General features: G+C 50.5%; 17 protein-coding genes. 9 read left to right on the top strand and 8 right to left on the bottom strand.

Translation table 11 applies throughout. The annotated features are described in order from the left end of the window. Positions 1 to 13 precede the first annotated feature (13 nt). Both HQ393_RS03275 and HQ393_RS03270 read left to right on the top strand, forming a co-directional pair. On the top strand, positions 14 to 2,872 hold the full coding sequence (locus HQ393_RS03275; RefSeq protein ID WP_179357438.1) for a PAS domain S-box protein: 2,859 nt from the start codon (positions 14 to 16) through the stop codon (positions 2,870 to 2,872). A gap of 118 nt (positions 2,873 to 2,990) precedes the next feature. Continuing rightward, complete coding sequence (locus HQ393_RS03270) at positions 2,991 to 4,580, top strand: peptide chain release factor 3 (RefSeq protein ID WP_179357437.1); 1,590 nt, start codon at positions 2,991 to 2,993, stop codon at positions 4,578 to 4,580. 104 nt (positions 4,581 to 4,684) lie between these two features. Here HQ393_RS03270 and HQ393_RS03265 read toward each other — a convergent pair whose 3' ends face one another. Continuing rightward, positions 4,685 to 6,079, bottom strand: coding sequence for a D-amino acid dehydrogenase (locus tag HQ393_RS03265; RefSeq protein WP_179357436.1), 1,395 nt, complete (start codon positions 6,077 to 6,079; stop codon positions 4,685 to 4,687). 95 nt (positions 6,080 to 6,174) lie between these two features. Between HQ393_RS03265 and HQ393_RS03260 the strand changes: the two genes are divergently transcribed. From HQ393_RS03260 to HQ393_RS03235, 6 genes are all read left to right on the top strand, one after another. Next, positions 6,175 to 8,028 carry an ATP-binding protein gene (locus HQ393_RS03260; protein WP_179357435.1) on the top strand — a complete coding sequence of 618 codons (1,854 nt, stop codon included), beginning with the start codon at positions 6,175 to 6,177 and terminating at the stop codon, positions 8,026 to 8,028. A gap of 82 nt (positions 8,029 to 8,110) precedes the next feature. Beyond that, positions 8,111 to 9,154 carry a recombinase RecA gene (recA, locus tag HQ393_RS03255; protein WP_179357434.1) on the top strand — a complete coding sequence of 348 codons (1,044 nt, stop codon included), beginning with the start codon at positions 8,111 to 8,113 and terminating at the stop codon, positions 9,152 to 9,154. 80 nt (positions 9,155 to 9,234) lie between these two features. After that, on the top strand, positions 9,235 to 9,696 hold the full coding sequence (gene recX / locus HQ393_RS03250) for a recombination regulator RecX (RefSeq protein ID WP_179357433.1): 462 nt from the start codon (positions 9,235 to 9,237) through the stop codon (positions 9,694 to 9,696). A gap of 242 nt (positions 9,697 to 9,938) precedes the next feature. Then, positions 9,939 to 12,557 carry an alanine--tRNA ligase gene (gene alaS, locus HQ393_RS03245; RefSeq protein ID WP_179357432.1) on the top strand — a complete coding sequence of 873 codons (2,619 nt, stop codon included), beginning with the start codon at positions 9,939 to 9,941 and terminating at the stop codon, positions 12,555 to 12,557. Between the two features lie 115 nt (positions 12,558 to 12,672). Further along, on the top strand, positions 12,673 to 12,894 hold the full coding sequence (locus HQ393_RS03240; protein WP_179357431.1) for a DUF1653 domain-containing protein: 222 nt from the start codon (positions 12,673 to 12,675) through the stop codon (positions 12,892 to 12,894). Between the two features lie 67 nt (positions 12,895 to 12,961). Beyond that, entirely contained in the window at positions 12,962 to 13,894 is a 933-nt protein-coding gene (locus HQ393_RS03235; protein ID WP_179357430.1) for a DUF808 domain-containing protein, read from the top strand. 527 nt (positions 13,895 to 14,421) lie between these two features. Here the strand turns inward: HQ393_RS03235 and HQ393_RS03230 are convergent. From HQ393_RS03230 to HQ393_RS03200, 7 genes are all read right to left on the bottom strand, one after another. Then, positions 14,422 to 15,720: a hemolysin family protein gene (locus HQ393_RS03230; RefSeq protein WP_179357429.1), complete on the bottom strand. Its 1,299-nt coding sequence runs from the start codon at positions 15,718 to 15,720 to the stop codon at positions 14,422 to 14,424. Positions 15,721 to 15,937: 217 nt separating this feature from the next. Continuing rightward, the gene (locus HQ393_RS03225) at positions 15,938 to 16,618 is read right to left on the bottom strand and encodes a Fe2+-dependent dioxygenase (protein WP_179357428.1); all 681 of its coding nucleotides are present in this window, start codon (positions 16,616 to 16,618) and stop codon (positions 15,938 to 15,940) included. Between the two features lie 100 nt (positions 16,619 to 16,718). Beyond that, positions 16,719 to 18,989 carry a TonB-dependent receptor gene (locus HQ393_RS03220; RefSeq protein WP_179357427.1) on the bottom strand — a complete coding sequence of 757 codons (2,271 nt, stop codon included), beginning with the start codon at positions 18,987 to 18,989 and terminating at the stop codon, positions 16,719 to 16,721. Between the two features lie 170 nt (positions 18,990 to 19,159). Further along, complete coding sequence (locus HQ393_RS03215; protein ID WP_179357426.1) at positions 19,160 to 19,582, bottom strand: ExbD/TolR family protein; 423 nt, start codon at positions 19,580 to 19,582, stop codon at positions 19,160 to 19,162. A 65-nt stretch (positions 19,583 to 19,647) separates the two neighbouring features. Next, positions 19,648 to 20,319 carry a MotA/TolQ/ExbB proton channel family protein gene (locus HQ393_RS03210; protein ID WP_179357425.1) on the bottom strand — a complete coding sequence of 224 codons (672 nt, stop codon included), beginning with the start codon at positions 20,317 to 20,319 and terminating at the stop codon, positions 19,648 to 19,650. Positions 20,320 to 20,328: 9 nt separating this feature from the next. Next, the gene (locus HQ393_RS03205; protein WP_179357424.1) at positions 20,329 to 21,045 is read right to left on the bottom strand and encodes an energy transducer TonB; all 717 of its coding nucleotides are present in this window, start codon (positions 21,043 to 21,045) and stop codon (positions 20,329 to 20,331) included. Between the two features lie 463 nt (positions 21,046 to 21,508). Continuing rightward, positions 21,509 to 22,408 carry a LysR family transcriptional regulator ArgP gene (locus HQ393_RS03200; RefSeq protein WP_179357423.1) on the bottom strand — a complete coding sequence of 300 codons (900 nt, stop codon included), beginning with the start codon at positions 22,406 to 22,408 and terminating at the stop codon, positions 21,509 to 21,511. A gap of 120 nt (positions 22,409 to 22,528) precedes the next feature. On the opposite strand from HQ393_RS03200, the gene HQ393_RS03195 reads away from it, so the two are divergent. After that, entirely contained in the window at positions 22,529 to 23,158 is a 630-nt protein-coding gene (locus tag HQ393_RS03195; protein WP_218871276.1) for a LysE/ArgO family amino acid transporter, read from the top strand. Positions 23,159 to 23,316 lie beyond the last annotated feature (158 nt).

The following is a 23,316-nucleotide window of genomic DNA, read 5'->3' as shown; positions in this document are numbered from 1 at the left end:
CACCCGGCATACCTTGCGCGCGTTGCGCACGGGTTTGCTGGGTTTTTATGGCGTGATGGTGTTATTGGTGCTGCTGACGCTGGCATGGATTACCGTGCGTGATTATCACCAAGCGATTGCTGAAGCAGAACGCAGCGATCAATCGCTAGCGCGGGCGCTCGATGAAAATGCGACTCGTGCTTTTTTATCGGCCGAGCAAGGAATGCAAAATATTGCCGAAGATCTTGATCGGCAAGGCGGGGTTGAGCATGCCGATGAATATCTGATGCACCTGCTGCTCAAAGATAAAGTCCGCCTTACGCCGCAAATTCGCGGCATTATCACCATCGGCCCCAATGGCATTATTCATAGCCATGGATTGGAATTTCCAGCCAGGAAAATAGACCTTTCCGATCGTAGTTATTTTCAATATCACAGCAAATACTCAACCACGCAAAACTTCATCAGCGAACCAGTTATTTCGCGCACCGATGGTAAATGGCTTATCCCATTAACGCGTCGAATCGATTTACCAAGTGGTGAATTTGGCGGGGTATTGCTCTCGGGCATGGAGCCCTCCTATTTTCTAAAATTCTACGAATCACTAACACTGCCCAAAGGGGTCAAGATTCAGGTCTTGCGTAGTGATGGCGTGGTGTTGGTTAATTATCCTTTTGACGAAAACAAACTCGCGAGCAATTTACGTCAGCACGACTCGCTGCGTTTTGAACAATTACGCCTCAAGCGCAGTAGCTCCTTCATTACCAAAACACCACAGGGTGCAGATCAGTTGGTGACCTTTATGGTCAATCAAAGTGATTTACCGCTCATCATTGTCATCACCCACGAGCTAGACACCCTACTCGCGACCTTCCAAACTCAAACAATCACCCGCATTTTGGCTGGACTGGGCTTAATGGCCGTAGTTTCGATCTTGTTGTACTTACTATTGCGTCAAATTCGCCGTGTTGAAGACATTGAAGGCCGAATATTTTTAACACAACATACCGTTGATGAATCCCCCGATTTAACCCTTTGGTGCGATCATAGCGGCCTAATTCGTTATGCCAATAAGAGTCTGGCGGCGATGTCTGGTTTAAGCCGGCGTGAATTGATGAATCAACATTTTGGCGACCTTTTTGCCGACATTAACGATCAAGCGTGGCTGGCTTATTGGCAACAATTACAAAATGAAAAGCAAGTCAGCCTCGAAAGTGCTTTGCACGACAATAATGGCAATACCACCCCGATGGAGCTCACGCTCTCGCTGATTAAATTCCAGCGTGAAGCGTATATCTGCTGTACTGCTCGTGACATCTCACAGCGACGTCAAGCCGAACAGGAACTGCGCCAGCACCGTGACCAACTACATGAAATGGTGCAAGAACGTACGGCGGAAATCCGTACGGTACTTGATGCCAGCCCACTGGCCATCATGCTGTCGATGAATAATGTGGTGCGCTTGGTCAACCCTGCGTTTGAATTACTGTTTGGCTACGCCAGCAGTGACATCATCGGCACCTCGACGCAGCATATTTTTCAGTCTTCTGATCAATTTGATGAAACTCGGCAAAAAATCTGGTCGCGCATTGCTACTGGTGGGGTTTACCGTGGAGAGACCGAGCTATATCGACGTGACCATACGCCATTCTGGGCGATGATCTATGCCAAAGCCTTGGTTGCGGGTGATATGAGCAAGGGCATGATTGCCGTAATTGAAGATATTACTGCGCAGCGTATTGCTGCTCAGGCATTGCGCCAATCTGAACGACTGAACCGTACGATTATTGACCAAACTGCTGACGGCTTTTTGCTCATCGATACGCAACACCGTATTTGCGATGTAAACCATTCGTTTTCTCGCCTCTTAGGCTTTAGCCGGGAAACCTTAATTGGCTTAAATCCACAATCACTCTGGGGTGATACCTGTACCCCGTTCTTCCCGCAAGACCTTATGGACCTTGCTCTGCAAGAGCATACTACCAAGGATATTGAATTAGCCGATCAACACGGACGCATTCGACCTTTCCTGATCAATAGTGGTGTAGTCCTCGATGAAAATGAAAACATCGAATATGCCTACGCCTTCTTTACCGACATTGCCCAGCTCAAAGAAATCGAAAAACGCTTGGTCGAAGCCAAAGATGCCGCCGAAAGTGCCAACTTTGCCAAATCATCATTCTTGGCCAATATGAGTCATGAGTTGCGCACGCCGATGCATGCGATTTTATCCTTCTCGGAAATGGGACTCGCCAAAACGAGCAAACTCGATCTGCCTGAAAATGCCCACCTCAATCGCTATTACGAGCGCATTAATGCCTCAGGCAAACGCCTTCTGGTGTTATTAAATGATCTGCTCGATATGTCACGCCTCGAAGCCAATAAAATGAGCTACGACAAAGGGCGACACAGTCTGCAGCTGATCGTGCGCATGGCCAGCGCAGAAATGGGCTCATTGATCAGCGGTAAGCAATTGCAAATCAAAATGGACGATGGGCAAGAAGAAATTCTGGCCATTTTTGACAAAGCCCGCATCACCCAAGTCATGGTTAATTTACTATCAAATGCCATCAAATTTAGCCCTGTCGGCAGCAATATTGATATCCAATTTTTGCCCGAAGTCACCCTCGATGATGGTAGCCCTGCCGTAGGGGTTGAAGTGCATGATCATGGCCCAGGCATTCCACCTGAAGAGCTAGAAACGATATTTGATAAATTTATCCAAAGCAGCCGTGTCAAAGTCGGTGGTGGCACCGGGCTCGGCCTCGCCATTAGCCGACAGATTATGCTTGATCATGGCGGGCAGATTAGCGCTCAAAATCATCCTGACGGTGGTGCCATCTTCCAAATCAGCTTGCCTGTTCAAAGCAAGCAACACGCCAGCACATCCTAATTTTGTTTTTATTTTCTGCCGCTTAGCCCAAGGGGCTTTTAGCCCCTGCTCTATTCGAAAATAGGCAATTGGCGTACAATCGCGCGTTTTTCCCCAGCTTTCGCCAAAGACCAAGACCATGCCGGATATTCGCAGCGAAGTGGCGCGTCGTCGTACGTTTGCCATCATTTCCCACCCTGACGCGGGTAAAACCACGCTGACCGAAAAATTATTGTATTTTTCGGGCACGATTCAGGCTGCCGGTACGGTCAAAGGTAAAAAAGGCGGCAAGTTTGCGACATCCGACTGGATGGACATCGAAAAGCAACGGGGTATCTCGGTCGCTTCATCGGTGATGCAGTTCGATTACCGCGATCACGTCGTGAACTTGCTCGACACTCCTGGCCACCAGGACTTCTCGGAAGACACCTACCGCGTACTGACCGCCGTTGACTCAGCCTTGATGGTGATTGACGCGGCCAAGGGTGTGGAAGCGCAAACGATCAAATTGCTGAACGTCTGCCGCATGCGCCACACGCCGATTATCACCTTCATGAATAAGTACGACCGTGAAGTGCGGGACAACCTCGAATTACTCGACGAGGTCGAAAGTGTGTTGGAAATCCGCTGTGCGCCAATCACTTGGCCAATCGGGATGGGTAAAACCTTCCGCGGCGTGTACAGCATTTTGTCGGATGAGATTATCATCTTCACGCCAGGCCAAGGCCCGCTCGATGAAGTGGAAATCATCAAAGGCATCGACAACCCGCGTCTGGATGAACTATTCCCGCTCGAAATCGAAAACACCCGCATGGAGCTTGAGCTAGTGCGTGGCGCTTCGCACCCGTTTGATCTGGAAGAATTTCTCGCTGGTACTTTGACGCCGGTATTCTTTGGCTCGGCGATTAATAACTTCGGTATTCGTGAAATTTTGAATGCACTGGTTGACTGGGCGCCACAACCATCCGAAACGCATGCGATTCAGCGCGATGTGGAGCCAACCGAAGAAAAATTCTCGGCTTTCGTGTTCAAGATTCAAGCCAATATGGATCCGAAACACCGCGACCGGATTGCCTTCCTGCGCGTGTGCTCGGGTGAATTTACCCGTGGCATGAAGTTCAAGCACCTGCGCCTGAACCGCGAAATCGCTGCCAACTCGGTGGTGACTTTTATGGCGCAAGGTCGTGAGCAGGTGGAAGAAGCCTACGCGGGCGACATTATCGGCTTGCCCAATCACGGTAATATCCAGATTGGTGACTCTTTCTCTGAGGGCGAATTGCTGTCGTTCACCGGTATTCCGTACTTCGCGCCGGAAATGTTCCGTATTGTGCGGATCAAAAACCCACTGAAGATCAAGCAATTGCAAAAAGGCTTGCAACAGCTCGGCGAAGAAGGCGCAGTGCAGGTGTTCAAACCACTGAACGGTGGCGATTTGATCTTGGGTGCAGTGGGTGTGCTGCAGTTTGAAGTCGTGGCATCCCGCTTGCTGAACGAATACGGCGTCGAAGCGATGTTTGAATCAACGCCGATTTACACTGCGCGCTGGGTCTCTTGCGATGATGCGAAAAAACTCGCTGACTTCGAAAAAAATCTGGTCAACAATCTCGGTCGCGATGCGGCCGACAGCTTGGCTTATTTGGCCACCAGCCGTGTCAATCTGGATTTGACGATGGAACGTTGGCCAGAGCTGAAATTCCACGCGACACGCGAGCATGCTGTAACGCTGTAATTAGCAGCCAAAAAAACCAAGGGTATTGCCTTGTAGATCATGATTTAATTGATCTACAAGGCAATACCCTTTTTTTCACTCGCAATCAGCTACACAAGCAAAGCTTACACACCAACCACGAACGGATAATCCACTTCCGGCTTGCGATGAGAAATCAAGTCGGTAATTGCTTTGGCTGAGCCACAACACTCAGTCCACCCTAAAGTACCGTGCCCCGTATTGAGCCACAAACTGGCATACCTTGTTTGCCCAATGTAGGGCAAGTTTCCCGGCGTCGCGGGGCGTAAACCGGTCCAGAATTCAGCACGCGTGTAATCCATACCTTGCGGGAAAATTTGACTGGTTCGCTCGATCAGAGCCTTGCAGCGAATTTCATTGAGATCGAGGTTGTAGCCATTAAATTCGGCGGTTCCCGCCACGCGGAGCCGATCGCCCAAGCGAGAAAACACCAATTTATAGCCGTCATCGGTCAAACTCACCGTCGGCGCAAACTCAGGATCAACCACCGGAATCGTCGCTGAATATCCCTTGGCAGGGTAAATATCGAGCGTAATCCCCAGCGGCTGCAAATACAGTGGGCTGTAGCTACCCAGGCAGACGACGATCTGATCCGCATTCAAGCGCTCAACGTCATTCTCTGCGCTGCGTACGCGTACCGTCTTCACATCATCGCCGATTCGCTCTAACGCCTCAATGGCACAGTCATAGCGAAATTGCACGCCCATTGCTGCGCAACGATCTGCCAATTCATTGGTAAATTGGCGCGCATCGCCTGATTCATCGCTCGGCGTATAGGTGCCACCAACGATGGGGCGGCGCGATTGTGCCAGAGCAGGTTCGATCATCAAGCATTCGGCAGCAGTTTTAACTTGCCGATCTAAACCCACTTCGCGCATCAGCGCTGCAGCAGGAATGGCCGCTTCATATTCAGCTTGCTCAGTGTAGTAATGCAAGATGCCTTCAGTACGCTGATCGTAACGCACCCCAGTTTGCGCTCGCACGCTTTGCAAAGTGTCGCGGCTATATAAGCCCAGGCGGACTAAATTTTGTAAATTGGACTTGGCTTTGGCCTTGGTGCATTGCTGTAAAAAACGTAAACCCCAGCGCCATTGATTCCAATCGAGTTTAAGGCGAAACAATAAGGGGGCGTCTTCTTCACCCAGCCATTGCAGGGTTTTCCATGGCGCCTTAGGGTTGGCCCATGGCTCGGCATGACACACCGAGATTTGCCCACCATTGGCATAGCTGGTTTCACGTGCCGGCTCTTGTGCGCGCTCGATCACTGTCACATCATGACCTTCTTGCGCCAAAAACCACGCGGTAGTAACACCAATGACCCCTGCACCTAAGACGATGATTTTCATTTTTTGAGCTCCCCTTACTGGTGACGCTATTATGCCGTGCAGATTCTCACGCCCGAAGCAGATTCTGCCCCGAAGCTGCGACAAATCAAATCTTGCGAAAATCCGTCGTTTTTCTTCTGCTTTACAACACCCCATAGCCGTTCATTGACCAGCAACAGCGAATCCATAGTCGGAATAATTAAACTCGATTAGACTCACCCTATTGTCAGCTAATGCTAATGAACCACTGAATGAATCTGTCTCTACGCCCTGCCGTGATTTTGGCAATTTTGCTCGGTTTGCTCTTACCAGCCACCATTAACGGCTATATGAGCATACGTTCGGATTTGGCGCAGGCGGAGCAAAGTATCCGCGAAGACCACGAACGTCTGCTGGATATTCTGGTCTTGGGGATGCAAGAGCCGCTGTGGAATCTCGCCCCCGAATCAGGCAAGCCGCTACTTGACTCGGTCATGAGCGATGCACGGGTCGTGCGCATTTTGGTCAACGACGCCTCGCTGGGTATTTTTCTATCCAAAAACAAACCAGATCGTCGCTTGGGCAAAATTCTGTCGCTTTCACATCTGGTGAGTAAACAAGGCAATGTGATTGGCAACGTCACCCTTGAGCTTGACGATGGGATAGCCAAACAGAATATTGAACGTAAACAGCAGCAATATTTAATCGCCGTCGCCATTCAGGTGTGCTTTAGCCTTGGCCTGATTTTGTTCCTATTGAATTCTCGTGTATTGCGACCCTTAGAAACGCTGACCAAGCAATCGCAGCAACTGGCCAATAATCAGCTCGATCGTGAATTTATCTGGCTACGCCCCGATGAAATTGGCCAATTAGGCCGCTCACTCGAACAAACTCGGCAATCGTTAAAACAGCTGATTGGCACGCTCGAACAAAAAAACCTGCAACTTGAAGCCGACTTAATGAGTCGCCAACAAATCGAGCTCGCACTCAGGGTCAGTGAAGATCGAATGCGCCGCCTGGTTGAATCTACCCGCTTAATTCCTTGGGACGCTCGTCCCGAAGAGTGGCGCTTTACTTATGTTGGCCCGCAAGCTGAGCAACTACTCAACTATCCGCTCTCGGTCTGGTACAGCGAGGGCTTTTTAAGTAGCTATCTGCACCCCGACGATCGACATTTTGCCTATCCCTTGTTTGCCGATGTGCATGAGCCTGGCCAAGTTTACGAATTTGAATGTCGTCTGCTCGCAGCCAATGGCAAGGAAGTCTGGGTGCAAATTATGGCGACTTGTGACCTCGACCAAACTGGTCGCCCGCACCTACAAGGTTATTTATTTGATATCAGTAATCGCAAGTTCAATGAATCGCAACTCGAAGATTACCGCCACCACCTCGAAGAAGTCGTGGAAGAGCGCAGCCGTGAATTAGCCAATAGTACGCATGAGTTAGAAATCTTGACCAATATTCTGGCCCAAGATTTGCGCAATCCTCTGCGCACGATTGATGGATTTAGCCAAGTGCTCATCGATGACTATCAGGACCATCTCGATAATAATGCCCGCAATTACCTGCAGCGTATTCGCAGCAGTATTAACGGCATGGCGAGCCGAATTGATGACTTATTGATGCTGCAACAGCTCTCCCGCGCGGAGTTGCGACCACAAACACTTGATTTGAGTGTGATGGCACATGACATCGCGGAAGAAATCACCATTTTGCAGCCCAATCGTAGTCACCACATCGACATCAGCCCCGATCTACTGGCAGATGCCGATCCTCGCCTGATTCGGATTGCGCTGTTTAATTTAATTGAAAATGCTTGGAAATACTCGCAAAGCAAAGAAACCATCAAAATCACGTTTGCCAGCACCCATGTGAATGGCCAACTCGTGTTTTATATTGCAGATGAGGGGATAGGCTTTAATATGATTCAGGCTAAAAACCTATTCACGCCTTTTTATCGCCTGCATTCACAAGCGCAATACAGCGGCAATGGCATTGGCCTCACAGTGACCCAGCGGATCATCAGTCGCCACGGAGGCCGAATCTGGGCCAAGTCAGCCCCCGATGAAGGTACGATTTTTTACTTCACCCTCCCTTCGCACCACGGCCAACCGCTACAAAATTGATGATCACGCTCAAGAACGCTTGCAAAACAGAACGAATGTTCTATAATCACATCACCCAAACAAAATAGCTCAGGATCACATCATGGATGACAACAAAAGCAAAGCACTCGCTGCCGCATTAGCCCAGATTGAACGCCAATTCGGTAAAGGCGCCATTATGAAAATGGGCGAAAACCAAGCTGAAAACGACCTGCAAGTCGTATCAACTGGCTCGCTCGGTTTGGATTTGGCGCTGGGCGTTGGTGGTTTGCCGCGTGGTCGTATTGTTGAGATTTTCGGGCCAGAGTCATCGGGTAAAACAACCTTGTGCTTGCACGTCGTCGCAGAAATCCAAAAGCTCGGTGGTGTAGCCGCCTACATTGATGCGGAAAATGCACTTGATCCAATCTACGCCCAAAAACTGGGTGTCAATGTATCCGACATGTTGATCTCTCAGCCTGATACTGGCGAGCAAGGTCTGGAAATTGCTGACATGCTGGTTCGTTCTGGCGGCGTAGATATTATCGTCGTTGACTCGGTTGCTGCGCTGACTCCAAAGGCCGAAATTGAAGGTGAAATGGGTGACGTACACGTCGGCTTGCAAGCCCGTTTGATGAGCCAAGCCCTGCGTAAATTAACCGGTAATATCAAGCGTACCAATACGCTGGTGATCTTTATTAATCAGTTACGCATGAAGATTGGCGCCATGATGCCAGGGCAAAGCCCTGAAACCACCACGGGTGGTAATGCACTGAAATTCTACGCTTCAGTACGCCTCGACATTCGCCGCATCGGTGCAGTCAAAAAAGGCGAAGAGATTATTGGCAACCAAACCAAAGTTAAAGTTGCCAAAAACAAAGTTGCCCCACCGTTCCGCGTAATTACATTTGATATCTTGTACGGCGAAGGCATTTCTCGCGAAGGTGAGATTATCGAGCAAGGCGTTGCTAACAAGATCGTAGAAAAATCAGGCGCTTGGTACAGCTACAACGGCAATAAGATTGGCCAAGGTTTGGAAAACTCTCGTCAATTCTTGAAAGACAATCCAGAGCTGGCCGAAGAGATCATCAAAAAAGTACGCGATAAATTGATTGGTAGCAGCCTGCCTATTGAAATGGGCGCGGAAAACGACGACGCAGCTGAGTAATTTCAGCAAGTGTAAAAACGCGAAAGGCTCTCATTTGAGAGCCTTTTTTCATCAATCCAAATTCAAATGGAATTTGCATCATGATTTCATTGCGCAATAAAGCACTGCAAATGCTCGGGCGTCGCGATCATTCTCGCGCAGAGTTGGCGCAAAAACTTCAAGCATTTACCGAAACGCCCGAAGAAATCCCCGCGCTACTGGATGATTTTGAAGCCCGAGGCTGGTTATCAGATAGCCGCTTTGCTGAGCAGTGGACGCATTACCGTAGTCAACGCTATGGCCTCAGCCGTTTAAAACAAGAATTGCGGCAACGCGGCGTTGCCAGCGAAATCATCGACAGCAGCATCGAAGCCGTTGCCGAGCAAGAAGAGGCTACTGCTCGCCGCTTGTGGCTAAAAAAATTCGGCAGCCCCCCTAAGGATCAGAAAGAACGCGCCAAACAAATGCGCTTTTTAGCCAGTCGCGGCTTTAGCACCGCTGTTATCTATCGTGTGGTGAGTGGCAATAGCGATGATTTTATCGATGACATGGAATTTGATTAAGATACATTACCTATGTATAAACCTGAAAACTAATAAATAAAATAATCATAGCAATATACCCACACATCCAACGCATTCAAATGGCAAACTGTGCTAATCAGGACCAATTTTGACCAAATGTGAGGGAAAAGATCGATTCTGATCGCGACGCCACACAAATCCCCTTCCCGCCTACCCGCCCAAGCCGCTTTGCTTTAGAATCGATACCCTTGAATTTAAACTGCGCGCGCGTGAACCGTCTTATGAAATCATCCCAGATTCGCCAAAAGTTCTTGGACTTTTTTGCTAGCAAAAGCCACCAAGTCGTGGCCTCATCATCGCTGATTCCGGCTAACGATCCAACGATCTTGTTTACCAATGCCGGTATGAACCAATTTAAAGACGTGTTCTTGGGCTTTGACAAACGCCCTTACTCGCGCGCCACCACCAGCCAGAAATGCGTACGCGCTGGCGGTAAACACAATGACTTGGAAAACGTTGGCTACACCGCCCGTCACCATACTTTTTTTGAAATGCTCGGCAATTTCTCGTTTGGCGACTACTTCAAACGCGAAGCAATTTTGTACGCGTGGGAATTTCTGACCAGCCCTGAATGGCTCGGCATCCCAAAAGAAAAATTGATGGTCACTGTGTATGCCACGGACGACGAAGCTTTTGATATCTGGAATAAAGAAGTTGGCGTTCCAGCGGAAAAAATCGTTCGCATTGGCGACAACAAAGGCGCGCCTTATGCGTCAGATAACTTCTGGCAAATGGGTGACACCGGTCCATGTGGCCCATGTTCTGAGATTTTCTACGATCACGGCGACCATATCTGGGGCGGCCCTCCAGGATCACCAGAAGAAGACGGCGATCGCTTCATCGAGATCTGGAACAACGTCTTTATGCAATTTAACCGTGACGAAGCGGGCGTCTTGCATCCACTGCCAAAGCCATCGGTGGATACCGGCATGGGCTTGGAACGTATTTCTGCCGTAATGCAGAACGTGCACGCCAACTACGAAATCGACTTGTTCCAGCATTTACTCGCCGCAGCACAGCGCGAAACAGGCGCCACGGATGCTAATTCGCCGTCACTTAAAGTCATCGCCGACCACATCCGCTCTTGCGCCTTCCTGATCGCTGATGGCGCATTGCCAGCGAACGATGGTCGCGGTTATGTATTGCGCCGCATTATTCGCCGCGCGATTCGTCACGGCTACAAACTGGGCCAAAAAGGGTACTTCTTCCACAAACTCGTTGCGCCATTGGCCGACGTCATGGGCGATGCTTACCCAGAATTGCGTCAACGCAAAGAACACATCATTGACGCACTCAAAACTGAAGAAGAAATCTTCGGTCGCACGCTGGAAAACGGCATGACCTTGCTCGACACCGTATTGGGTGGCGGCAAACAAGTGCTCGATGGCGATGTGGCGTTCAAACTGTCAGACACTTACGGCTTCCCGATTGACCTGACCGCCGACGTTTGTCGCGAACGCAATGTCACTGTCGATATCGCAGGCTTTGAGGCCGCGCTGGAAGCGCAGCGCAAACAATCGAAAGCCGCTGGCACATTCAAAATGACCGCAGGCTTGGCCTACGAAGGTGAAGCATCCTGCTTCCACGGCTACACCGAGAGCAGCCGCGCAGCCAAAGTGATTGCGCTCTACAAAGGCAGCGAACAAGTTCAGCAATTGGCTGACGGTGATGAAGGCGTCATCGTGCTTGATCACACACCGTTCTACGCGGAATCAGGCGGCCAGGGCGGAGATGTCGGCGTGATTGCAGGTAGTGGCGTATTCAACGTTACCGACACGCAAAAAATTAAAGCCGATGTATTTGGTCACCAAGGTCAAATCATCAGCGGCACATTGAAAGTGGGCGATGCAGTGACTGCGAGCATCGACATTGCAAAACGCCAAGCCAGCCAGCGTAATCATTCGGCAACGCACTTGCTGCACGCCGCTTTGCGCGAAGTTTTGGGCACGCACGTGGAGCAAAAAGGCTCGCTGGTGAATCACGAACGCACGCGTTTTGACTTCTCACACCCCAAAGCATTGACCAGCGACGAGATCGCCAAAGTCGAAGACTTGGTCAATCAAGTTATCATGGCCAATGAAGAAGCGGTTGCGCGCCTGATGAGCTATGACGACGCGATCAAATTTGGCGCAATGGCGCTGTTTGGCGAGAAATATGGCGACGAAGTGCGCGTCCTGAAAATGGGTGATTTCTCGACTGAGTTGTGTGGTGGTACGCACGTCAATCGCACTGGCGATATCGGCCTGTTCAAAATCGTTTCTGAAGGTGGCGTCGCAGCGGGCATCCGTCGTATCGAAGCCATTACTGGTACTGCAGCATTGTCTGCCGTCCAAGCGCAAGATGCTGAATTGAAAGCGGCAGCGGCCATCGCAGGCGCGCAATCGGGCGAATTACTGGCCAAACTGGAAAAGCTGCAAGCTGATCTGAAAGCGGCGCAAAAAGAAGTGTCGTCATTGAAAGGCCAAATGGCATTCACACAGCTGGATCAATTGATCGGCGTGGGCATGCGCACCATTAATGGTGTGAAATGCATTGGCAGCGTCGTTGAAGGTGTTGAAGCGGGTATGTTGCGTGAAATGAGCGACAAACTGATGGATCGCGTCGACAGCGGCGTCGCCCTGCTCGCGTGCATCAACGACGACAAAGTCAGTTTGATTGCCCGTGTTTCTAAAGACCTCACCGGCAAAGTGAAAGCGGGTGAATTGGTCAATGTGGCGGCACAAATCGTCGGTGGTAAAGGTGGTGGCCGCCCAGATATGGCGCAAGCGGGTGGCACCGAAGTTGCCAAACTGAGTGAAGCCATGGAAGCTGCGACAGCTTGGCTGGAAGGCAAGCTCTAAGCGCTCAAGCAATTGAAACTCAAATGGCCGCCTTCGGGCGGCCATTTTTACTATAGGTATAGCCCTGAAAGGCGATTGATAAAAAGCTTTTAGAGGCATACTCAGCAAGGTATCTATGAACAAGCCCCAACTCGACACTGGCCTCTACCGCCATTATAAAGGTCAGCTGTATGAAGTCATTGACCTGGCCCAACACTCCGAAACCGAAGAATGGCTGGTCGTATATCGGCCGCAATATGGCGAACGTGGTTTGTGGGTACGACCGCTGGCCATGTTTATCGAAGAAGTCGAAGTCAACGGCACACGCCAAGCGCGATTTGCCAAAGTTAAAAACTAACAGCAAACTGACGAAATTGAGCCCCTACACGGCTGCACACTAAAAAACCAATAAAGGAATGAACACCATGGCTGGAGCCAGTTTACTTGCCCTGATCGACGATATCGCATCGGTACTCGATGATGTGGCCTTAATGACCAAAGTCGCCGCCAAGAAAACCGCCGGGGTGCTGGGTGATGATTTAGCACTCAATGCGGAGCAAGTGAACGGCGTACGAGCCGAGCGCGAGTTACCGGTGGTGTGGGCGGTGGCCGTGGGTTCATTGAAAAACAAGCTGATTTTAGTTCCAGCGGCATTAGCCATTAGCGCCATTTTGCCGCAAGCAATTGTGCCGCTGCTGATGATTGGCGGTTTGTATTTATGCTTTGAAGGCGTAGAAAAACTCGCGCATAAATTTTTGCACTCAGCCGATGAAGATCACGCCCATGAAGCCGAGCTGATTCAAGCCGTTAGTGACGAAAACATCGATCTGGTGGCGCTGGAAAAAGAAAAAATCACCGGCGCGATCCGCACTGATTTTGTCCTGTCAGCAGAAATCATCGTCATTGCGCTGGGCACCGTTAATGGACAGCCATTTATGACGCAGTTGGCCGTACTCGCGGGGATTGGCATGATTATGACTGTTGGCGTGTATGGCATTGTGGCGGGCATCGTCAAACTTGATGACATTGGCTTTTACTTGATGAAAAAAAGCAATTCATTGCTCACCCGCCTAGGTCGTGGCTTGGTTGCTGCCGCCCCAAAATTAATGAAAGCCTTAACGGTGATCGGTACAGCCGCAATGTTTTTGGTCGGTGGCGGGATCTTGACGCATGGTTTGCCATTTTTACATCACGGCATTGAAGGTTTAACACAAGAAAGCGCGGCAATTGCTGGACTTGGCCCAATTTTGCATGCCCTTGTACCGAGCCTAGCAGACTTGATCGTGGGCGTTATAGCCGGGACCCTTTGCCTAGTAGTCGTGCAATTGGGATCAAAAATACTGCAGAAAAATAACTAAATCAATCTATTCAGACACACTCAAAAAAGGCCCCTAATGGGCCTTTATTTTTCAATTGGCGATAGTTCTCGCAGAGCATTTTCACCATATTGACACATCACACCCGATTAACTTTCGTATAAAAAACAAAGCCCTACCAACACAATAAGATTTGCTTAGTGTGCAAATTTACATCGCAGAATTTTCTACATGCGCGCAAAATTACTCAAATATAACGAAAACGGGTCGTAAAGAGAGGACGCCTGCCACTACTAAATACCAAGGAAAAAACTATGCCCCTGAATTATCCAGAACATCGCTTAGCTAGATTAGAGAATAGGTTGTTTCATTCCTATGATCAGAAAGACCGAGCAACTCTACTGGAAGCAATAACGCTATTGCGTAATGTGGTCAATGCAAATCGCCCGCGTTGCCATTCATGCCTTGAAGACTGCCTAAAGTGTGAAACCACATTCGCTTGAAATGAGTCACCTACTGTATCAAGTTTGACCAATGATAGTTGCTAACTAAGCTGGCGAGAATGCTAATCATTGATTAATAGATTGAATGGGCAGCTTACTGGCCAACACTTTATCAATCCGCCGCCCATCCATATCGACAATTTCCAGCGACCAATTTTCCCATTGAGCGATATCGCCGGTACGGGGCATACGGCCCAATAACAACATCACCAAACCACTCAGGGTGTGGTAACTGTTTTTTTCCTCGTCAGGTACGCTAGAGAAAGACAGTCGATCCTTGAGCTCAGGGATTGGAATTAAACCATCGAGTAACCAAGAGCCATCTGCGCGCTGAATCGCCCAAGCGTCATCGATATTTTGTGGCTTAAATTCGCCGGTTAACACTTCCAGCACGTCCTGCAAAGTCACCAACCCTTGCAACTCGCCGTACTCATCAACCAGAAACACCATTTCAACGCCGGACGAGCGCATTTGCTCCAGCAACTCCAGCCCGGTCAGCGTTTCAGGAACAAATACACAAGGCTGCAAATGCGCTGATAAATCGACCGCTTCACCTTTGAGCACCTTTTTCAAAATATCTTTGGTGCTCAGCACCCCCAACATATTCTCAAGCCCGTCGCGGCAGATCGGGAAGCGAGAATAATCAGCCTGCGCCACACGATGCAGATTTTCATCCAAGGGATCATCCAGATCCAGATACACCATATCGCCGCGCGGAATCATCAAGGACGTGACCATGCGATCGTCCAGACGCAACACATTGCGCACCATGGTGTGCTCGTGTTCTTCGATCAGGCCAGCCTCAGAGCCTTCGATCAGCATGGCGTCGATTTCGTCTTGCGTCACACTGTGTGCCGCGTGCTGATTCGCCCCCAATAATTTGAGGATATAGCTGGTACTGAAAGTCAATAAACGCACAAATGGGCGCGACACCAAGGCCAAAATCTGAATCGGTCGCGCCACGAGGCAAGCGATGGTTTCCGGAGAAATTTGCCCTAAACGCTTGGGCACCAATTCGCCGAGCACAATCGAGAAATACGTAACCGAGGCCACCACGCAGACGGTGGCGCTGCTATTACTCAGGTGCGCAGGTAAGCCAAGGCTAATCAGCCAATCGGCAAACGGCGCAGCCAAGACTGACTCACCGACAATACCGCTTAATACACCAATCGACGTAATGCCAATTTGCACGGTAGACATAAACTTCGTTGGCTCAGCGCCCAATTTGAGGGCGATTTCAGCGCCCGCATTGCCGCCCTCAGCCATTTTCGTAAGCCGTGCTTTTTTTGCTGTCACCAGGGCGATTTCAGACATGGCAAACAGGCCATTGAGCAAAATCAGCCCCAGTAGTATGAAGATTTCCATTTTCGCTTCAAAAGAAAGAGACCCGCTTATTGTGTCACAAAGTAGCGCTTAACCGCATAGCTGTTTAGGCTGCACGCCTGATTTCGGCCTTATTAACACAATGAGGCCGATTGGAGCGAAATCATACCAACCCGACAACAATTGCGATGTATATCAATAGAATCAATACTAAATAAAGCCTTTATGCACATACCCTACCAGGAGAAACAGAGACTGACTAGATCTCGCCCCACTTGCGCAGTAAATTATGATAAACCCCAGTGAGTTGCACCGCGGTGGGGGTATCGCCCAATTCACCGCGAATCTGGCGAATACTGGTATCCAGATCAAACAATAGGCCACGCTCGCCAACATCTTTAATCATGCTTTGCATCCACATAAACGAAGCGACGCGAGTACCCCGCGTAATGGGCTCGACGCGATGCAAACTACTCGATGGGTACAAAATCATATCGCCTGCGGCCAGCTTAACTTCGTGCAAGCCAAACGTGTCTTCAATAATCAATTCGCCACCATCGTATTCCTCGGGAGCCGAAAAAAACAACGTCGCCGATAAATCCGATCGAACCCATTCACCCGTTTCAGTGATACGGCGCACCGCATTATCAACATGATTACCAAAGGTCATGCCTTCGCTATAGCGATTGAATAAAGGTGGAAAAATACGCTTGGGTAGGGCCGCTGAGAAAAACAGCTCATTCTTTTCCAGCGCCGCCAAGATCACCTTCCTCACCGCGATGGCTTCTCTATCATCATTAGGCAATTGTTCATTGTTTTTTACTTTGGCCGACTGACTACCCGCAGTAATTCGACCATCAAGCCATTCGGTCCGATCAAGGCGGGCGCGGCACGCTGCGACGGTTTGCTGATCGAGCACTTGGGGAATATGCAATAACATGGTTTTCTCACTTCGCTAATACTGAATTAAAACTGCAATGCCGATGGCCGGGAATATACCCGGCCACGTATTTACTCAAACATCATTTTTTTAAAAGGCTTTAGAACTTATACCCCACCGTTACGCGTGCAGCGCGCGTTGTACCCGGCACTGCAAAGCCTTGGTATAGGCCTTCGTAATACTTGGTATTAAACAGGTTATAAATATTTAGCTGCACGCTCAGATCGCGATGTGACCATTCAGCCATCGCGTCCCAACGCACATAACTTGGCAGGTAAACGATATTGTCGAGATTGGTGTAACGTTTACCCATTGCGTTCATTCCGCCACCCACCTTCCAATTGCCGTCGATCTGGTAAGTGCTCCAGAGATTACCGGTATAGGTCGGTGCATTGTCAGGTCGATTGCCTTCCTGATATTTGCGTGCTGGATTGGCCACATCGTCAATCACTGGGTCCATCACGGCAATACCGGCAAAAATCTGCCATTTATCGGTCAACTGACCTGCACCTTCAATCTCGATCCCATCGGTATGGCGTTTACCCGATAGCAAGTAAGGCTTCACCTCGCCTGGCTCAATGTCGGTTTGGCGTTCATTCGTTTTTTCGGTGCGGAACAGCGCCGTGCGCAGCGCGAGTTTGCCATCGAGTAAATTCCATTTCGCGCCAATTTCATAGTTGGCGTTTTTCTCTGGATCGGTCAGCGCGCCTTTCGGGTCGGTTGAATAGGCTTCAGCCGATGGGTTAAACGAGGTGCCGTACGAAATGTAATAAGATTGCTGCTGATCAGGCTGGTAGATCACACCCGTACGCCAGCTCCAGACATTGTCGGTACGGCTGACGTTTTGCGCGGCGGCAGCCTTAGTGAACGACTGATTTTCCGTACTGGCAGAAAAACGGTCGTACCTCGCACCAAGCAATACTTTCCACTGAGTATTAAGCTCAATCATATCCTGAGCGTAAAAACCCACCGTGTCGGCAGTCGAATCAGCGACGACAGTCTTAACTGGGGCCGAACAATTTGCCGGCACGCCGCTGGTATTTGGATTACCGACCGTAGTGGTTGGCAACACGCACCCCGCAAGACCATTGCTACCCGGCTTCACTTTCCCAGTGGTATCGAGTTGCATACGGCCAGTACTGCGCAAGGTTTCGCGCGTCAGCTCAACACCCGCTAGCACATTATGGCGCACTGTGCCGGTATCAAAATCCCACAGCAAATCAGTCACATTGGATAAGATTTCCTGATTGCGTTCGCGTAATTTACGGCCGCGTGTCACCGTGGTGCTGTCCGTCAATGGATCATTGCTGTTGGCAAAGAGCAGGCCTGGAGCGCTAGCGCGCAGATCAAGGTCATACTGACCATAACGCGTTGCGTTCTTGATCAGCATATTGGGCTTAATCTGATGCTGGACGTTGACCGAGAACACGTCGGCTTGCGTTTTTTCGCTGTCAAAGTCTTTCAAACCATAAAACGTATCAACGCGATCAAGTGGCGTATTGCTGCCATAGATGGAGCTACTGGTGTTTTTCACATTGGGAACGGCCGTTTTACGGTAATAAGGCACGCCATAATCGGGGACATTGTTTTCTTCATAATGCAGGTAAGACAAGGTCGCTTCGGTTTGCTCGCCAATGCCGAAGCTCACGCTAGGCGCTACGCCCCAGCGATTCATTTCCGCACCTTCGCGGAAGCTACCGGCATCCTGACCCATGACATTCAAACGGATCGCACTGGTTTCACCGATCTGTTTGTTAAAATCACCTTCTGCGCGGTAGTAGGCATCAGTGCCCACCGTCGCCGAGAGCTGGTTCAACTCGCCCAAAAACGGTTTTTTGCTAACCTGATTCACAATCCCGCCCGTCGAGCCACGGCCATACAACATTGAAGATGGGCCACGCAAAACTTCCAGCGTATCGGTATTGAACGTGTCGCGATTATATTGTGCCGAGTCACGGAAATTATCCAGATACAAATCATTAGACGCAGCAAAGCCACGAATACGAATCCCGTCGCCGCTCGCGCCACCTTCTGCGGCGTTAAATGTCACCCCAACCGCATTGCGCAGCGCTTCTTTGAGCGTATTGGCATCCTGATCATGCATCACTTCCTGCGTGATACTGGTGATGGATTGCGGCACATCGCGGGCTTCTTCGGTCGTGCGGCCCACACTCACAGTCGGCGCATTGTAGGTATTGGCAGTCCCGTTTTGCGATGTGGCGGTCGCTTTAACTTCAACTGGCGCCAATACCGTTTCAGCGGCTGCATCCGCCGCTTGAGCGCCACCGGCCACCACCCCAAAAAGGGCGGCAGCTGCGGGATATTTAGCCAAATGGCGTACCCCAGATTTTTTCTTATGAATCTCACGCATGGTCTTGAACACTTTTCTATATTTTTGAGACAAAAAAAGGCGGGATTAACCCGCCGTCGCTTGGATAATCACAGTCTGACGCTATGAATGAATGAGTCGCTCGTGTCGACAGCAGGCCGCAGCCCAAAGCTGCGCCAGCCAAAAACTACAATTCAGTGCTGATTGAATGCTCATTGCCCTGCCCCCTGTCCATTGGTCATTAAGCCAATTCGCGTCAGACCCGCCTGCTGCGCTTGCGCCATCGTTTGGGCAATCCGCTCGTATTGCACGGTTTTGTCGGCGTATAGATGCACTTCTGTGAGCGGATCTTGCGCAAATGCCGCGCTAAATCTTGCGCTCAAGCTGGCCGGATCAATTGGCGTTTTCTCATCGAGCAATGCCCCATCGGCCTGTAAACTCAAACGAATGACGGCTTTTTGCTGTTGCACTACTTCAGCGCTCGCCTTTGGCAACTCAACTTTGACGGCATGCGTCATGACCGGCGCGGTCACGATAAAGACCACCAACAGCACCAGCATCACATCCACCAGTGGCGTGGTATTGATTTCCGCCATTGGCGCGGCGTCTTGCTGCCCAAAACTACCGAATGCCATGATTCATCCCCATCCACAAACCCGTATTGATTTCTGCGATTAACACAATTTCTTGCGCTGAAAAATTACCGAATGCCATGACCACCCTCCGTCAAGAGTTGTGCGTGTAAATCATGCGTAAAGCCATCGAGCTCTTGCGCAAAGCGGCGGTTGCTGCGAATAAACGCGTTGTAGGCAATCACCGCCGGAATCGCGACCGCCAAACCCGCCGCCGTCGCCACCAAAGCCTCACCAATCGGTGCCGCCACCGTTGTCAGCGAGGCATTACCACTAGTCGCAATACCGACCAAGGCGTGATAAATCCCCCAGACCGTGCCAAACAAGCCAATAAATGGCGCGACCGAGCCTGTGGTGGCCAGCCACGTCAAGCCGCGCTCCATCTTGGCGGTTTCTTGGCTTAATTTGGTGCGTAGATTGCGAACCAGATAATCATCCAGCGAAACAGCTTTACCCAAGCCGCCGCCCTCATGAGCCCGATAATGGCGCAAACCATCAGCCCCCGCGCGCGCCAATTTGGCCGCTGGCGCTTTATGTTTGAGCGCTAAACTGAGTGCCTCTTGCCAATCACTGGCCTCCCAAAAAGAGCTCATAAACTTTTGCTGGTGGCGCTTCATAATCCAAAGCAGGCGAGAGCGTGCGATGATCACCACCCAGCTCACGATCGACATCAAGACCAAAAGCCCAAAAACCGATTGCAATATCGGGTCACCTGAGTGCAAAACCAAAGACAAATCCATGACGAATCCTTAAGACTTCTTGATTGAAAAATTAACCGGTACTACAACGGTGCCAGCCACCGCTTCATCGCCCCGCTTGGCCGGCACAAAGCGCCATTTCAGCACGGTGCTTTGCGCCACCGCATCCAGGCGCGAATAGCCACTGCTTTTGGCCAAATCGATTTTTTCAGGCAAACCCGCCGGGCTCACTGCAACGCGCAACATCACGACGCCTTGCTCACCGAGCGCCAGTGACGCGGGAGGATAAGGCGGCTTGGGGTTGCTTAGATAATTGGCATGAAAGCTGGGCGCGCTAACCGTCGGCTCTACCTGCTTGCTCACGCCTTCTTGCCCGCCTGCTGCGGCGTGCTCAGTGGCATCGCGACTTTTGCTCACAGTCGGCTCAGCGTTATCTGCATTTTGATTGGCTTTTGCAGCCGCGACTTCCAGCGTTGCGCTGCGCTCTGGCGTTTGCGTCTGCGCTTCGGTCTTGGCTACCTGCGCAGGTCGAACAACGCGCTCTTGCACTTTCTGTTTGACCGTCTTCATTTTTTGCTTGGGCTGAGCAAGCGGCTTTTGCGCTTCGGGCTTAGGCTCGGGAGCCAAGTCGCCCATCGCCAAAGGGATGGCCTGCATCATCAGGGGCTCAGCTTGCGACTGCGGCCGTACCGACTGACTCAGCTGATAAAACATAGCCGCGTGAAGGACGACGACACCGCAAAGAATTTTTTTGTTATCGAGAATCATTCGCATATGCTACTAGCAACCATTCTCATTTGCAATACGTATTTAACTTCGATTCTGCTTTAATGACTTGCGAAGTCGTCGCTTACCTCACTCAAAGGCCTACAAAATACCGTGCAGGGTATAGTCATCAATACATTGACTTGACTAATCCTTGGGCAAATACATCAGAAATTCTGACGGGCATTGTCTATGGAACAAGCGAAAATCACATTAGCGGCAATCAATACAACACTGATTACGCAAATTGATATGGCCGGCGAGCAGGCTATGTGGGATTTACAGCAAGGCTTGGCTGAACGCGGCATACCACTCGCGCTCGCGGGGCGCAAAAGCCAGATTGAGGCCCGCGTGGCGCAGTCGGCTCAAACAGAACACGTCCAAAACAGCTTTATGCTGTTTTCAACTCTGAAACAAGCGCGAAGCGCGTTTGAAAAACACCGGCAAGCACAAGCTGCAACAGCCATTAATCAAGCCGAGTCAGCAAAGTCTGCCGCGCCGCCTCAACCAAGCGACGCGAAAGTCGCTCCAAGCGTGGAGACTGCACTTTCCAATGGTGCCAATACAGCACGACATCGGTGGGCTTTTGCGGCGCAACGTCGATGAGCTCACCACGGGCGATGTATTCATCTGCTTGCAGGTGCGGCACCATGCCGTAACCTAAGCTGAGCAAAATCGATTGCAAATAGGGCTCGCTCGCCGGCACGTGATGCTCGGGATAACTACCGGGGCGCAATCCAAATAACTGCTGCAAAAACCCTGCCTGCAGGGCATCTTTGCGGTTAAACACCATCACGGGCGCCACCCGTGCCGCTTCGCGGTGATAGCCCTTGCCAAACCAGCGCGCGTGAAATACGGGTGAAGCCAACATCCGATACCGCAGCACGCCCAGCTCATGCACCATACAGCCTTGCATTGGATTGGGCTCGGCGGACACGCATGCCAGCGCCTGACCTTCCTGCATCAGGCTATAGGTATGATCCTGATCATCGACAGTGAGGCTAATCAGGACATTTTCGCTAATCAAAAAATCACTCAGCGCCGGTAACAGCCATGTGCTCAGCGTATCGGCATTGACCGCCAATGGCACACTCAAAGGCATTGATTGCTCACCGGAAAAGCTGGCAAAAAAATCTTGCTCCAGCAGCCGCGCGCGACGCAGGTATTGCAATAATTGTTGCCCAGCCATCGTTGCTCGGCATGGCCGCGAGCGCACCAACAGCGGCGTACCCAATTGCGTTTCCAATTGCCGCACGCGCTGCGAAATCGCCGATGCAGTTAAATGCAACTCATGGGCGGCCTGTTCAAAGCTCCCCGTATCAATGACCGCCAATAAGGCTTCGGCCTGTTTATGATCGAATTGCATCGCCGCCTCTAAATTAAGATATTTTAAGTATTCACAAGATAAATTAAATATTCTTTATCAAGCAAGCGTTTCTTAGCACAATGCCTTTATTCCAAAAATAATTCGAACAGGGTTGAAACAATGAATAGCAGTGTGTTTTTCCAAGGCATGGCTTTGTGTGCCAGCCTGATTATGGCGATTGGCGCGCAGAATGCTTTTATCTTGCGCCAAGGCATCACGCGCCAACATCTTTTTGTTGCGGCGATCACTTGTGTGACCTGCGATATGTTGCTGATGTCGGCAGGCGTACTGGGCATGGGCAAAATGCTGCAGACCTTACCGCAACTCGAAGTCTGGATGGCTTTAGCCGGTGCGGCCTTTGTATTTTGGTTTGGCTGGCAATCGCTGAAAAAAGCCATTCGCCCAGCAGCGCTGGTACTGGATGCGCAAAGTCAGGGCATTAAAACCGCGAAAGGCGTGGCATTGGCAGCGCTGGGTTTTTCGGTACTCAATCCGCATGCGATTTTGGATACGGTGGTGTTAGTCGGCGGGATCGGTGCGCAGCAAGATCCGGCCAATCAACCGATGTTTTTATTAGGTGCCGTGAGTTTTTCGGGTTTGTGGTTTTTTTCCTTGGCCTTTGGTGCCAGCAAACTTGCGCCTTTGTTCGCCAAACCCGTGGCTTGGCGCGTGCTGGATGGCTTGATTGCGTTAATGATGGCCGCAATTGGCGTGTCACTATTGAAGATGAGCGGGCTTGTTTTTGCTTAAAAATTAAGCAGCGATGATTATGTAATTCAAAACAGCCACTTAGCTCACTCATCCACAGCTTACCCCCGCAGCTATGCCAGTAATGCGGGGAAAAGCCTTTCTCGCTGCCACTTTTTGCATCAATCTAGCAGCAGCACATTAGTTCAAGGACTTAGCGC

Origin of the sequence: Chitinibacter bivalviorum (assembly GCF_013403565.1) — a bacterium.
GTDB classification, from domain to species: Bacteria; Pseudomonadota; Gammaproteobacteria; order Burkholderiales; family Chitinibacteraceae; genus Chitinibacter; species Chitinibacter bivalviorum.
The sequence above is the reverse complement of the archived record's forward strand: the minus strand, read 5'-3'. Positions and strand labels throughout refer to the sequence as shown.